The sequence below is a fragment of the Klebsiella sp. Ech2A genome (assembly GCF_030078455.1).
Lineage (GTDB): Bacteria > Pseudomonadota > Gammaproteobacteria > Enterobacterales > Enterobacteriaceae > Klebsiella > Klebsiella terrigena.
This window is the reverse complement of the sequence record NZ_JAQGFU010000135.1, coordinates 1-11709: the sequence shown is the minus strand read 5'-3', so window position 1 is coordinate 11709 and position 11709 is coordinate 1. Positions and strand designations below refer to the sequence as shown.

Below are 11709 nucleotides of genomic sequence, written 5' to 3'. Positions count from 1 at the left end.
CCGCTGCTGACGGCGCAGGCCGCTGAAATTGAGGCGGTACGCCGCCTGTCGCACGATCTGCTGCTGATTTCCGTGATGACCCGGCGCCCGCAGGTGACCCTGCCGGTCGCCCAGGTGGGCGGTCTGCCGCTGGGTATTTCATTTTTGGGGCCGCGCGGCAGCGATCGTCTGCTGGTAGAGCTGGCCGCCGCATTTGTGCAAGGAGAAGACTATGAGCAGTGATGTCCTTTTTACCCCGGTCGCCGGGATTGACGCCGGCCGGGTCAACGGTGAACGGCTGTGGGATTCGTTAATGGCGCTGGCGGAGATTGGCGCGACGGCGAAAGGCGGCTGCTGCCGTCTGACCTTAACCGATCTCGACAGGCAGGGGCGGGATCTGGTGATCGGCTGGGCGAAAGCGGCCGGGATGAGCGTCAGCGTGGATAAAATCGGCAACGTCTTTATGCGCCGGGAAGGGCGTAACCCGCAGCTGCCGCCGATCGTTTCCGGCAGCCATATCGATACCCAGCCCACCGGCGGCAAGTTTGACGGCAATTACGGCGTGCTGGCGGCGCTGGAGGTGGTGCGCACGCTCAACGATCTTGAGATCGAAACCGAAGCGCCGATTGAAGTGGTGTTCTGGACCAACGAGGAGGGCTCGCGCTTTGTGCCGGTAATGATGGGCTCCGGGGTCTTTGCCGGCGTGTTTGCGCTGGAAGAGATCTATGCCGTACAGGACGCGGAAGGGAAAACGGTGGGCGAAGAGCTGGCGCGCATTGGCTATATCGGCAGCCAGACGCCGGGGGAGCGGCCGATCGGCGCCTACTTTGAAGCGCATATTGAGCAGGGCCCGATCCTCGAAGACGAAGAGAAGGTGATTGGCGTGGTGCAGGGCGGGCTGGGCATCCGCTGGTACGACTGCGTGGTCAGCGGCCAGGAGTCCCACGCCGGGCCGACGCCGATGCGGCTGCGCAAAGATGCCCTGCAGGTGGCCACCCACATTATGCAGGAGGTGGTGGCGATCGCCGGGCGCAGCGCAGAGGGGCGCGGAACCGTGGGCCGGGTGCAGGTCTATCCCAACAGCCGCAACGTGGTGCCGGGCGAAGTAACCTTCTCTATTGATATGCGCAATCTCAGCGACGCGCTGGTGGATGAGATGGACCGCCAGCTGCGGGAGTTTATCGGCAAAATCGAGCAGGAGAGCGGCCTGGCGGTGGCGCTAAAGGAGGTCAGCCACTACCCGGCGGCGCCGTTCCACCCCGAGTGTCAGGCGGCGATTGCCGCAGCGGCCCAGCGGCTGGGCTATCCGGCCCGCGAGATCGTCTCCGGCGCCGGGCATGACGCGGTCTACATGAGCTATCTGGCGCCCACCGGCATGATCTTTATCCCCTGCAGGGACGGCATCAGCCATAACGAAATCGAGTACGCCTCTCCGGAGCACGTCACCGCCGGCGCTAACGTGCTGCTGCAGGTGATGCTGCAGTACGCCCGGGCGGTATAGTCCTGCGTAACGGTAGCCCGACCCCGGGCTACCCCATCTGCTCCAGCTGGCCGCATAGTACCTCAACCCCCTGTTCGATGGCGTCGGGGTTGATGGCGTGAAAGCCCATGCGAAAGAAGTTATCCGGCGGCGCGTCGCTGAGAAAATGGCGCGCGCCGGGCTCAATCAGCACTCCCGCATGGGCCGCGCGCCAGGTGAGCTGCTGGGTATTGATATGTTCCGGCGTCGCCAGCCAAAAGGCGTTGGCGTACTCGCTGCCGGGAATGATCCGGCACTCCGGGAGATGATTCTGCAGGGCGCTATTGAGCCGATCCCAGCGCTGGGCCGAGTCGTAATGGTAGCGCCGCAGGTGCGTTTCATAGTGCCCCTGGGCGAGGAAGTGCGCCATCTGATACTGAATATTGGTGGGCGGATGGCGATAGATCAGGCGCCGCAGCGCCCGCGCCTCGTCGATAAGATCCGGGTCGGCCACCATAAAGCCCAGGCGCAGCCCCGGCGACAGCGCCTTTGACAGGCTGCTGACGTACACCACCCGCCCGCTGCGATCGCTGGCCTTCAGCGCCGGCAGGGGATTGAGCATAAAGTTACTCTCCGAATCGTAATCATCCTCCACGATCACCGCGTCGTGGCGCGCGGCGTACTCCAGCAGCTGGCTGCGCCGGGCCTTACTCATCGCCACGCCGGTGGGGACCTGGTGGCCGGGGGTCACGTAGTAGTAATCGCAGGGGGCCTCGTTGAGCACAATCCCTTCGTCATCCACCGGATGCGGCACGATGTCGGCATCCGCCAGCAGGAAGGTATTGATCGCCTCGCGAAAGCAGGGATTCTCCACGCCGACCCGGGTGGCGGAGGACATCAGCAGGCGGGTGAGCAGGTAGAGCGCGTTCTGCGAACCGAGGGTGATCAGAATTTCATCCGCGGCGGCCACAATCCCGCGCTTCGGCAGCACCCGGGTGCGGATTTGCTCAATCAGCATCGGCACGTCCTGGTCAACGTGATCGACCACCCACGCCGGATCGCGCACGCCGCCGTGCAGCCAGTTGGCCGCCGAGCGCCAGGTGGCCAGCGGGAACTGGCGGGTATCCGGCTGGCCGTAGATAAACGGATAGCGGTAGTTCATCCAGCCGGCGGGTTTGAGAATCGACTCCTGCTGGCTGGGCGTCATCTGCAGCCGGGCGCCCCAGCGTGGTGCAGCGGCCTCGTCCTGCGGTGCACTCTGCACAGCGGCGGCGGCGGGCTGCAGGTAGTCCGGGTGCAGATAGAACCCGCTGCGCGGCCGGCTGATGAGATAGCCTTCGTTGACCAGGCTTTCAAAAACCAGCGCCGTGGTATTGCGCGAGACCCGCAGCTGGCTGGCCAGCTGACGGCAGGAGGGGAGCGGGGTATCGGCGGCGAAGAAGCCGCTCAGAATGGCGTCAATCAGCGTCTCTCGCACCTGTTCCTGCAGCCCGCGATGCGGGTCGAAATCAACGTGTAAAAGGTGACGGATCATGCTCAGCTCCTTACGCAAATAGGGTATCGGGCATGCTGCAAACTCCATACCACCCTGAAAATGACTGACACATCTGCGCGGCGAATCTGGCTCTATCCAGAAATTGAAAACGCTCCCTACAGTAAGAAACCGTCTATCGGCCGTGGACCGGAACGTCCGTCGGCACATATTTTGCACAACCTTTCCGTGTTCCGGAGTGAACCAGTCTGGCGAATTAATGAGGGGTAGATTGATGAAAAAATCATTGGGTTCAGTTTGTCTGGGTGCCGTTATGGCAGTGGCCTTTTGCTGGCATGCCGCCGCCGCCGATCTTCCGGCAATAGAAAAATCGGGCACCCTGAAGGTTGCGACCGAGGATGACTACGCGCCTTTTAACTTTATGAATAACGGCCAGGCGGATGGTTTTAACAAGGATATGCTCGATGAGCTACGCAAATACGCGAAATTCAACGTTGACCAGAGCATCCTGCCGTGGACCGGCCTGCTGGCGGCGGTCTCAACCGGCCAGTACGATATGGCCCTTACCGGCGCGGTAATTACCGACGACCGGCTGAAGGTGTTTGACTTCACTCCGCCGTGGGCGTCGGCCCAGCACTACTTCGTGAAACGCGCCGGGGACGACTCCCTCGACACCATCGCCGCCCTCAGCGGCAAAAAGGTCGGCCTGCAGGCCGGCAGCGCGCTGCTGGCGCGGGTGCCGGAGCTGAAAGCGATGCTGGAGAAAACCGGCGGCAAGCTTGGGCCGGTGGTGGAGTATCCCTCCTATCCGGAAGCCTATGCCGATCTCGCCAACAAGCGCCTTGACTACGTAATTAACGTGGTGATTTCGGTCAACGACCTGGCGAAGTCGAAGCCTAAGGTCTTTGCCAAAGGGCTGGCGGTGTCCGGTCCGGGCTATATGGCGTGGCCTATCCCTAAAAACTCACCGCAGCTTTTGGCCTATATGACCAAATTTATCAACCATATGCGTGAAACGGGGCGTCTGGCCGAGCTGCAGAAAAAATGGTTTGGCGAGACCTACGATAACCTCCCGACGGAGGCGATAACCAGTCCTGAGCAGTTCCATAAGCTGGCGGGTCTGTAACACGTCGCGGCGGGCAACCGCCGCCTGTTGATGCGAAGGAGGGCCACATGGATGCAATTTCCTGGCAGTTATTGATTGAAGGCGCGTGGACGACCCTCTGGATTTCGGCCATCGCCATCGCCCTCGGGGTGGTGATTGGCCTGCTGATCGCCCTGGTGCGGATGATGCGTATTCCGCTTGTCGATCAGCTGCTGGTCGTCTATATCAGCCTCGCCCGCGCCACGCCGCTGGTGACGCTGGTGCTGTTTCTGTTCCTTTCGCTACCGACGATGGGGATTAACCTCGATAAGAACCTGTCGGCAATCGCCGCGCTGACGCTGAATACCTCGGCCTTTAACGCCGAGATCTGGCGCAACGCGTTTCGCACCTTTCCCCGCGACCAGCGCGAGGCCGCCGAGTCCGTCGGCATGCGGCGCTGGACCTACTTCCGCTACATTATGCTGCCGCAGATGTGGATAGAGAGCCTGCCGGCGCTGGTGAACGAAATGTCCTTTTTGATCAAAGGCAGCCCGGCGATTGCGGTTATTGGGGTGGTGGACCTGACCCGCGTCACTAACCGCATCTCCTCGGTGACCTACGAACCCCTATCGCCGATCCTCGCCGCGGGGCTGCTGTATGTGGTCATTATCGGGCTGCTGCTGAAGCTGCAGAGTATGGCGGAACGCAAAGCTAAACGCCTGGCGCGCTAAAACAGGAGATCCTATGAATCAGTGGGCCGTTATCTGGTCGGTGCGCGAGAGCTTTATTGCCGGTTTGCTTGCCACCCTTGAGCTCTTTATTATCGCGGCGCTGGCCGGTTTATTTATCGGGATTGCGCTGTGCTATCTCAGCGAATATCAGAAGAAGTTCCTTAACCGGCTCATTATTGGCTTCGTCAGCCTGATGCGGGCCATTCCTTTTTTAATTCTCGCCTACCTGCTCTATTACGGACTGCCGGAAATCGGTATCAGCCTCGAGGCCTGGACCGCGGGGCTGGTGGCGCTGATTATTTATCACGGCGCCTATTTCTTTGAAATACTGCGCAGCCAGCGGCGGGTCTTCTCCAGCGGCTATATTGAGGCGGCGGTGGCCCAGGGCTTTTCGCGCTACAAAATATTTACCCGCATTATTCTGCCCAATATCGTCTCGTCGGCGCTGCCGCTGATGGGCAACCAGCTGATTATTTGCCTGAAAGATACCGCCTTCCTGAGCATTATCACCGTCCAGGAAATTACCGCCGCCGCCAACAGCGTCCAGGCGACCTATTTTATCCCGTTCAACGCGTTTATCATCGCCATTGCGCTCTACTGGGCGATCGGCATTCTGCTGGAGCTGCTGATTAAGCGGCTGAGCGCCTGGGGAGCGAAAAGAGGAATGAGCCATGCCTGATTCAACCGCTGTCAGCATTAAAAACGTCTCCAAACAGTTCGATAATATTGAAGTGCTCCGCGACATCAACCTGACGGTTGAAAAAGGCTCGGTGGTCAGCATTCTGGGGTCGTCGGGCTCCGGAAAATCGACGCTGCTGCGCTGCATGAACTGGCTGGAGCAGCCGGATCGCGGCGAGATCCATATCGGCGGCCTGCGCCTCGGGGTCGATGAACGCAGCGGCCGGGCGATGTCCCACCGCCAGCTGTCGAAGGTGCGAGAGCGGGTGGGCATGGTCTTCCAGAGCTTTAACCTGTGGCCGCACCTGACCGTGCAGCAGAACGTCAGCGAAGCCCTGCTGCACGTGAAGGGCATGAAGCGCGGCGAAGCCAACGAGATAGCCCTGCGCCAGCTGGAGAAGGTTGGCATGGCGCACAAGGCCGACGCCTGGCCGATCACCCTCTCCGGCGGACAGAAGCAGCGGGTGGCGATTGCCCGCTCGCTGGCCATGTCGCCGGAGGTGATCCTGTTCGATGAACCGACTTCGGCGCTGGATCCTGAGCTGGTCAACGAGGTGCTGGGAGTGATGAAAGCGCTGGCGGCCGAGGGCTACACCATGGTGGTGGTGACCCACGAGATGGACTTTGCCCGCCAGGTCTCCGACGAGGTGGTGTTTCTGGAGAAGGGGCTGCTGATCGAGAAAGCGCCGCCGGAGAAGTTCTTCACTAACCCGGACTCCGAGCGGGTGCGGCAGTTTTTGCAGAGCAGCCGCTAGCGCTAAAAAGCCCGGTCGGCGAGCCGACCGGGCTTTCTCAATACGCTGCTTTAATCGCGATCGATGGCGAACGGCTGCCAGGCCTGACGTACCGGCATCACCTCCACGCGGTTGATATTCATATGATCCGGCAGGGTGGCGATATAGAACATCTGCCCGGCAATATCCTGCGCGCTCAGCGGCGTGGTGCCGCGATAGAGGTTATCGGATGCCGCCTGGTCGCCTTTGGTGCGTACCAGGGTGAATTCGGTCTCGGCGATCCCCGGCGCGAGGTCGGTGACCCGCACGCCGGTCCCCAGCAGGTCGCAGCGGAGGTTGTAGCTGAACTGCTTCACGAACGCCTTGCTTGCGCCGTAGACGTGGCTGCCCGGATAGGGCCACTGGCCGGCGATTGAACCGATGTTGATAATCGAGGCCCCGGCGCCGTGCTTAATCAGCGTCGGCAGCAGGGCGTGGGTGACGTTGACCAGCCCGGTGACGTTGGTATCGATCATCGTTTTCCAGTCCTGCAGGTCAACCTTTTGCGCCGGCTGCGGCGCCAGCGCCAGCCCGGCGTTGTTGATTAAGGTTTTAATATCGGCGAAGTCCGCCGGCAGCGAGGCCACCGCCGCCGCCACCGCGTCGCTGTCGCGCACGTCGAGCTCGATAATATGCACCGACACCTTCTGGCTCAGCGCATCCTTCAGCTTCTCCAGCCGCGCCAGACGGCGGCCGCTAAGCACCAGCGACCAGCCGGCCTCGGCAAAAACCTGCGCCGCCGCTTCGCCAAAACCCGAGGTTGCCCCGGTAATAAATACCACGTTGTTGGTCGTCATTTCATTCTCCTGTGTGCCTGGTTCACCCACTATAAAAACCGGCGGCGGGCGCGCACAGGGCCAGTCGTCATGCGGCGATGTGACACCGTGTCACATCGCCTGCCGCGCACTGGCTCTATCCCTTTTTCGCCAATGCGCCCAATGATAGTGACAACAACAACGCCATCAGAGGGGCAGGGTATGAAGCTGGCACTACAAGACGATGTATCGGTAAGCAACGATGACGTACGCCAACTGGATCGCGCTTATGTATTTCACTCATGGTCGATGCAGGGCAATTTGAACCCGCTGGTGATTGCCGGAGCCAAAGGCTGCGAGCTGTGGGATTACGAAGGTAAAACGTACCTTGATTTCAGCAGCCAGCTGGTCAACGTCAATATCGGCTATCAGCATCCGCGGGTGCTGGCGGCGATGAAGGCGCAGCTGGAGGAGCTGGTGACCATCGCGCCGGCTACCGCCAACCTCGCGCGCGGCGAAGCGGCGAAGCGCATCGTTGAGCTGGCGCCGGAAGGCTTTAGCAAGGTGTTCTTCACCAACGCCGGCGCGGACGCCAACGAAAACGCGATCCGCATGGCGCGGCTGTATACCGGGCGCGATAAGGTGCTCTCCGCCTACCGCTCCTATCATGGCAATACCGGCAGCGCCATTGCCGCCACCGGCGACTGGCGCCGGGTGCCGAACGAGTATTCGCGCGGCCACGTTCACTTCTTCAACCCGTACCTCTACCGCAGCGAATTCAATGCCACCAGCGAAGAGGAGGAGTGCCAGCGCGCGCTGGCGCACCTGCGCAGAATGATCGAGTGCGAAGGTCCCGGCGCGATTGCCGCGATCCTGCTGGAGTCTATTCCGGGCACCGCCGGGATCCTCGTGCCGCCGGATGGCTATATGCAGGGCGTGCGGGCGCTGGCCGACGAGTTTGGCATCGTGCTGATCCTCGATGAAGTGATGGCCGGCTTTGGCCGCACCGGCAGCTGGTTTGCCTTTGAGCAGGATGGGATTGTGCCGGATCTGGTGACCTTCGCTAAAGGGGTTAACGCCGGCTACGTGCCCGCGGGCGGGGTGCTGATTAGCGAGCCGATCGCCCGCCACTTTGACGACCACTTCTTTGCCGGCGGTCTGACCTACTCCGGCCACCCGCTGGCGATGGCGGCCATCGTGGCCACTATCGACGCGATGAAAGAGGAGAAGATCGTCGAAAATGCGGCGACGATCGGCAACGGCGTGCTGCGTGAGGGGCTGGAGGCGCTGGCGCAAAAGCACGCTATCATCGGCGAGGTGCGCGGGCGCGGGCTGTTCCAGGCGCTGGAGCTGGTCAGCAGCCGCGCGCGCAAAACGCCGCTGGCGGCCTCCGATATGGCGGCGATCAAGGGGGCATTAACCGAGGCCGGCCTGCTGGCCTTCGTGGTGGAAAACCGCATCCACGTGGTGCCGCCGTGCACCATCAGCGCCGAGCAGGTCGCCAAAGGGCTGGCTATTTTTGACGCGGTATTCGCCCGCTTTGCCAGTCTGGCGGAGTAGAACAGACGCCGCGGCCGCTTCCCGGATAAGGCGTTTACGCCGGGAGCGGCCTGCGGTTCGGGAACCTCAGATCATCCGATGCTCGCCGTTAACCAGCGCTTCTCGATCGAAGAAGCGTTGGATCGCTCCTTCAGCCATAAACGCCGCCCGGTCCGACATATGGGCCACCACGTCGGCGTCGTGGCTCACCAGCAGGTAGGTCATACCGTGCTCCTGCTTCAGCCGGTTCAGCAGGTTGAGGATCTCCGCCTGTACCGACATATCCAGCGCCGACGTCGGCTCATCCAGCAGCAGAATCTGCGGGCGCAGCAGCAGCGCGCGGGCAATCGCCACGCGCTGGCGCTGGCCGCCGGAAAGCTGGTGCGGATAGCGACGCGCGGCGTCGGCGGGCAGCCCAACCTGCTCCAGAGCAGTCGTCACCCGCTGCGCAATATCGCTGATGCCGTGAATCTCCAGCGGCTCCGCGAGGGTGCGCCACAGGGTATGGTTTGGATGCAGCGAGGCGTAGGGGTCCTGAAACACCATCTGCACGTTGCGCCGCAGCTGGCCCTGGAAGCGAACGCCCGGCGTAATGGCCTTGCCGAACAGCGCCACCTCGCCGCGCCAGTCGTGCTGCAGCCCGCCCAGCACCCGCAGAATGGTCGATTTTCCGCAGCCGGAAGCGCCGATCAGGCTGAAGGTTTCTCCGGCGTCAACGCTGAAGCTGGCGGCGGAAACCGCCGTTTTAGCGCCGAAAATGACCCGTAACGCCGTGAGATTAACGACCGTCATGCGTCGCCTCCGTAAAAGATTGATTTCTGTCGAGGGTCGGCAGCATCCGGCCGTAGGTCCGCGCGTCGGGACGGCAGGTCCACAGCGTGCGGGTATAGGGGTGGGTGGCCGCAGGCAGGTCGCGCGCCGCCATCCCGTCGACCTGAGCCCCCTGATACATCACCAGCACCCGATGGCAGTGTTCGGCGACCAGCGGCAGGTCGTGGCTGATCAGCAGCATTGCCATCTGGCGCTGCTCGCACTGTTCGACCAGCAGCTCGAGGATCTGGTTGCGCAGGCGGGCGTCGAGCGCCGAGGTGGGCTCATCGGCAATCAGCACCTTCGGGTTATTAAGGAGCGCAAGGGCGATCATCACCCGCTGGCCCATGCCGCCGGAGAGCTCCCCCGGATAGCGGGACAGCACCGGTAAATCGAGGCCCACGGCGGCCACGGCGGCTTTCACCGCCTCCAGCCGCTGGCGGCGGTTCAGGCGCTGGTGGAGCGTAAGCGCCTCCTCCAGCTGCGCCTGGATGCTGAGCACCGGGTTTAGCGCATAGCGCGGGTCCTGCAGCACCATCGCCATATCGTTGCCGCGCAGCGCGCGCCAGCCGCGGCTGCTGAGGGTTAGCGCGTCGCGGCCCAGTACGTTGAGCGCGCCGGCGCTGACCACGCCCGGCCTGCGCACCAGCCCCATCAGGGCGCGGGCGGTCATCGATTTCCCGGAGCCCGACTCGCCCACCAGCGCCAGGCGTTCGTTGCCGAGCGTAAAGCTTAAATCGTTCACTACCCGGGCGCTGGGGTAGTCAATGGAGAGTCCCTGGACGTTGAGTCGGGTATCAGTCATGTTGTGGCTCCAGTACGTCGCGCAGGCCGTCGCCCAGCAGGTTAAATGCCAGGCTGGCAATCAGGATCGCCGCGCCGGGCGCGGCGGCAATCCACCACTGGTCGAAAATTACCTGCATCCCATCGGCGATCATCGCCCCCCATTCCGCCATCGGCGGGCGGGCGCCGAGGCCGAGAAAGCCCAGCCCGGCGGCGGCGAGGATGATGCCCGCCAGATCCAGCGCCAGGCGCACGATGGCCGAAGGCAGGCACAGCGGGAGAATATGGCCCATCAGCAGCCGCCGGCCGCCAATGCCCATCATTTCCGCCGCCGCCAGGTAGTCGCTGTGGCGCAGGCGCTGAATTTCACTGCGCGCCTGGCGGGCGTAGGCCGGCCAGGCGGTGAGCGCCAGCGCCAGCGCGCCGTTAACCAGCCCCGGGCCGAGCATGGCGACAAAGGCGAAGGCCAGAATCAGCCGCGGCATCGACATCACCACGTCGGTAAAGCGCATCAGCCCGCGCTCCAGCCAGCCGCCGTAGTAGCCGGAGAGAATACCCACCAGCAGGCCGGCGGGAAGGGTGATCAGGGTGACCAGCGCCACCAGCCCCAGAGCCGGCCGGGTGCCGTAAATCAGGCGCGAAAGCAGGTCGCGGCCGTAGCTGTCGGTGCCGAGCCAGTGTTGGGCGCTCGGCCCCTGCAGGCGGGCGGCGGCATCCTGCCAGTTGGGGTCCAGCGGCGCCAGCCACGGCGCGAACAGCGCCACCAGCACCAGCAGCAGAATAATCACCAGCCCGCAGAAGGTGGCGGGGGAGCGGCGCAGGCGGCGTAAAAACAACCAGGTCGGCATCAGTGCACCCTCGGGTCGGTTAACCGTACCAGCAGGTCGGTAAGGTTATTAATCAGGACGAAGCTGGCGCCAATCAGCAGCGTACCGCCCATGATCGCCGTGGTGTCGCCGGCAAACAGCGCGGTGGTGAGATAGCGCCCGATTCCCGGCCACGAGAAGACGGTTTCGGTGAGCACCGCGCCTTCCAGCATGGCGGTCCAGGCCAGAGCAATGACCGTCAGCAGGGTGCCGCGAATATTGGGCAGCACGTGGCGAAAGAGGATCGTCATTTCGCCGGCCCCTTTGGCGCGCGCCAGCAGGACGTACTCTTTGTTCATCTCGCTCAGGCAGGCGGAACGCGTCAGGCGGGTGATGCTGGCCAGCGAGTAGTAGGCCAGCAGCACCACCGGCAGCAGCAGGTGGCCGACGGCATTTTTAAACGCCTCTCTATCACCGGACAGCCAGGTGTCAATCAGCGCAAATCCGGTGCGCGGCTCGACGCTGTACTGATAAATATCGTCCAGCCGCCCGGGGCCAGGCGTCCACTGCAGCCTGGCGTAGAACAGCGCCAGCATCAGCAGGCCGAGCCAAAAAATCGGCACCGAGTTGCCGAGCAGCGTAAAGGTGCGTACCGCCAGGTCCCAGGGCGAGCCGACGTAGCGGGCGCAGAGCACGCCGGCAGTCACGCCAAGCAGGGCGCCAATAATCAGCGCCAGCGTCGCCAGCTCGAGCGTTGCCGGGAAGGTGGAGAGCAGGTCGTGAAGCACCGGCTGGCCGGTGGCGCTGGCGATGCCAAGAT

At 63.0% G+C, this 11709-nt stretch carries 12 protein-coding genes and 1 pseudogene; 7 read left to right on the top strand and 6 right to left on the bottom strand.

Translation table 11 applies throughout. The features are described from left to right. Both PFH44_RS19665 and PFH44_RS19660 read left to right on the top strand, forming a co-directional pair. A pseudogene (locus PFH44_RS19665) lies at positions 1 to 222 on the top strand (amidase); the annotation flags it as partial. Next, positions 212 to 1480 carry a Zn-dependent hydrolase gene (locus PFH44_RS19660; protein WP_283825888.1) on the top strand — a complete coding sequence of 423 codons (1269 nt, stop codon included), beginning with the start codon at positions 212 to 214 and terminating at the stop codon, positions 1478 to 1480. The pseudogene PFH44_RS19665 and the gene PFH44_RS19660, both read left to right, overlap by 11 nt. Before the next feature lie 28 nt (positions 1481 to 1508). On the opposite strand, the gene pdxR is transcribed toward PFH44_RS19660, so the two are convergent. Next, complete coding sequence (gene pdxR / locus PFH44_RS19655) at positions 1509 to 2972, bottom strand: MocR-like pyridoxine biosynthesis transcription factor PdxR (protein ID WP_045854388.1); 1464 nt, start codon at positions 2970 to 2972, stop codon at positions 1509 to 1511. Positions 2973 to 3204: 232 nt separating this feature from the next. Here pdxR and PFH44_RS19650 point away from each other — a divergent pair, with 232 nt between their 5' ends. The 4 genes from PFH44_RS19650 to PFH44_RS19635 are packed head-to-tail and all read left to right on the top strand — an operon-like array spanning position 3205 to position 6178. Then, entirely contained in the window at positions 3205 to 4056 is an 852-nt protein-coding gene (locus tag PFH44_RS19650) for a transporter substrate-binding domain-containing protein (RefSeq protein ID WP_283825887.1), read from the top strand. A gap of 47 nt (positions 4057 to 4103) precedes the next feature. Then, positions 4104 to 4745 carry an amino acid ABC transporter permease gene (locus PFH44_RS19645; protein ID WP_045854390.1) on the top strand — a complete coding sequence of 214 codons (642 nt, stop codon included), beginning with the start codon at positions 4104 to 4106 and terminating at the stop codon, positions 4743 to 4745. Positions 4746 to 4758: 13 nt separating this feature from the next. Next, positions 4759 to 5424, top strand: coding sequence for an amino acid ABC transporter permease (locus tag PFH44_RS19640; RefSeq protein WP_283825886.1), 666 nt, complete (start codon positions 4759 to 4761; stop codon positions 5422 to 5424). After that, positions 5417 to 6178, top strand: a complete 762-nt coding sequence (locus PFH44_RS19635) for an amino acid ABC transporter ATP-binding protein (protein ID WP_045854391.1) — start codon at positions 5417 to 5419, stop codon at positions 6176 to 6178. The genes PFH44_RS19640 and PFH44_RS19635 overlap by 8 nt, the downstream gene beginning before the upstream one ends. Positions 6179 to 6228: 50 nt before the next feature. On the opposite strand, the gene PFH44_RS19630 is transcribed toward PFH44_RS19635, so the two are convergent. After that, positions 6229 to 6993: an SDR family NAD(P)-dependent oxidoreductase gene (locus PFH44_RS19630; RefSeq protein ID WP_283825885.1), complete on the bottom strand. Its 765-nt coding sequence runs from the start codon at positions 6991 to 6993 to the stop codon at positions 6229 to 6231. 180 nt (positions 6994 to 7173) lie between these two features. On the opposite strand from PFH44_RS19630, the gene PFH44_RS19625 reads away from it, so the two are divergent. Further along, positions 7174 to 8511, top strand: a complete 1338-nt coding sequence (locus PFH44_RS19625) for an aspartate aminotransferase family protein (RefSeq protein ID WP_283825884.1) — start codon at positions 7174 to 7176, stop codon at positions 8509 to 8511. Positions 8512 to 8577: 66 nt separating this feature from the next. Here the strand turns inward: PFH44_RS19625 and PFH44_RS19620 are convergent, their stop codons facing one another. The 4 genes from PFH44_RS19620 to PFH44_RS19605 form a co-directional block, all read right to left on the bottom strand. Next, complete coding sequence (locus tag PFH44_RS19620; protein ID WP_283825883.1) at positions 8578 to 9282, bottom strand: ABC transporter ATP-binding protein; 705 nt, start codon at positions 9280 to 9282, stop codon at positions 8578 to 8580. After that, positions 9269 to 10105 carry an ABC transporter ATP-binding protein gene (locus PFH44_RS19615; RefSeq protein ID WP_283825882.1) on the bottom strand — a complete coding sequence of 279 codons (837 nt, stop codon included), beginning with the start codon at positions 10103 to 10105 and terminating at the stop codon, positions 9269 to 9271. The genes PFH44_RS19620 and PFH44_RS19615 overlap by 14 nt, the downstream gene beginning before the upstream one ends. Continuing rightward, positions 10098 to 10931 (bottom strand): ABC transporter permease, encoded by an 834-nt coding sequence (locus PFH44_RS19610; RefSeq protein WP_283825881.1) that lies wholly within the window; start codon positions 10929 to 10931, stop codon positions 10098 to 10100. The genes PFH44_RS19615 and PFH44_RS19610 overlap by 8 nt, the downstream gene beginning before the upstream one ends. Beyond that, positions 10931 to 11709 (bottom strand): ABC transporter permease (locus tag PFH44_RS19605; RefSeq protein WP_283825880.1); only part of this gene is annotated, 779 nt, incomplete at its 5' end. The genes PFH44_RS19605 and PFH44_RS19610, both read right to left, overlap by 1 nt.

Coding starts and splice junctions, on each gene's coding strand:
- PFH44_RS19660 (WP_283825888.1), top strand. CDS start 212: ATGAGCAGTGATGTCCTTTTTACCCCGGTCGCCGGGATTGACGCCGGC.
- pdxR (WP_045854388.1), bottom strand. CDS start 2,972: ATGATCCGTCACCTTTTACACGTTGATTTCGACCCGCATCGCGGGCTG.
- PFH44_RS19650 (WP_283825887.1), top strand. CDS start 3,205: ATGAAAAAATCATTGGGTTCAGTTTGTCTGGGTGCCGTTATGGCAGTG.
- PFH44_RS19645 (WP_045854390.1), top strand. CDS start 4,104: ATGGATGCAATTTCCTGGCAGTTATTGATTGAAGGCGCGTGGACGACC.
- PFH44_RS19640 (WP_283825886.1), top strand. CDS start 4,759: ATGAATCAGTGGGCCGTTATCTGGTCGGTGCGCGAGAGCTTTATTGCC.
- PFH44_RS19635 (WP_045854391.1), top strand. CDS start 5,417: ATGCCTGATTCAACCGCTGTCAGCATTAAAAACGTCTCCAAACAGTTC.
- PFH44_RS19630 (WP_283825885.1), bottom strand. CDS start 6,993: ATGACGACCAACAACGTGGTATTTATTACCGGGGCAACCTCGGGTTTT.
- PFH44_RS19625 (WP_283825884.1), top strand. CDS start 7,174: ATGAAGCTGGCACTACAAGACGATGTATCGGTAAGCAACGATGACGTA.
- PFH44_RS19620 (WP_283825883.1), bottom strand. CDS start 9,282: ATGACGGTCGTTAATCTCACGGCGTTACGGGTCATTTTCGGCGCTAAA.
- PFH44_RS19615 (WP_283825882.1), bottom strand. CDS start 10,105: ATGACTGATACCCGACTCAACGTCCAGGGACTCTCCATTGACTACCCC.
- PFH44_RS19610 (WP_283825881.1), bottom strand. CDS start 10,931: ATGCCGACCTGGTTGTTTTTACGCCGCCTGCGCCGCTCCCCCGCCACC.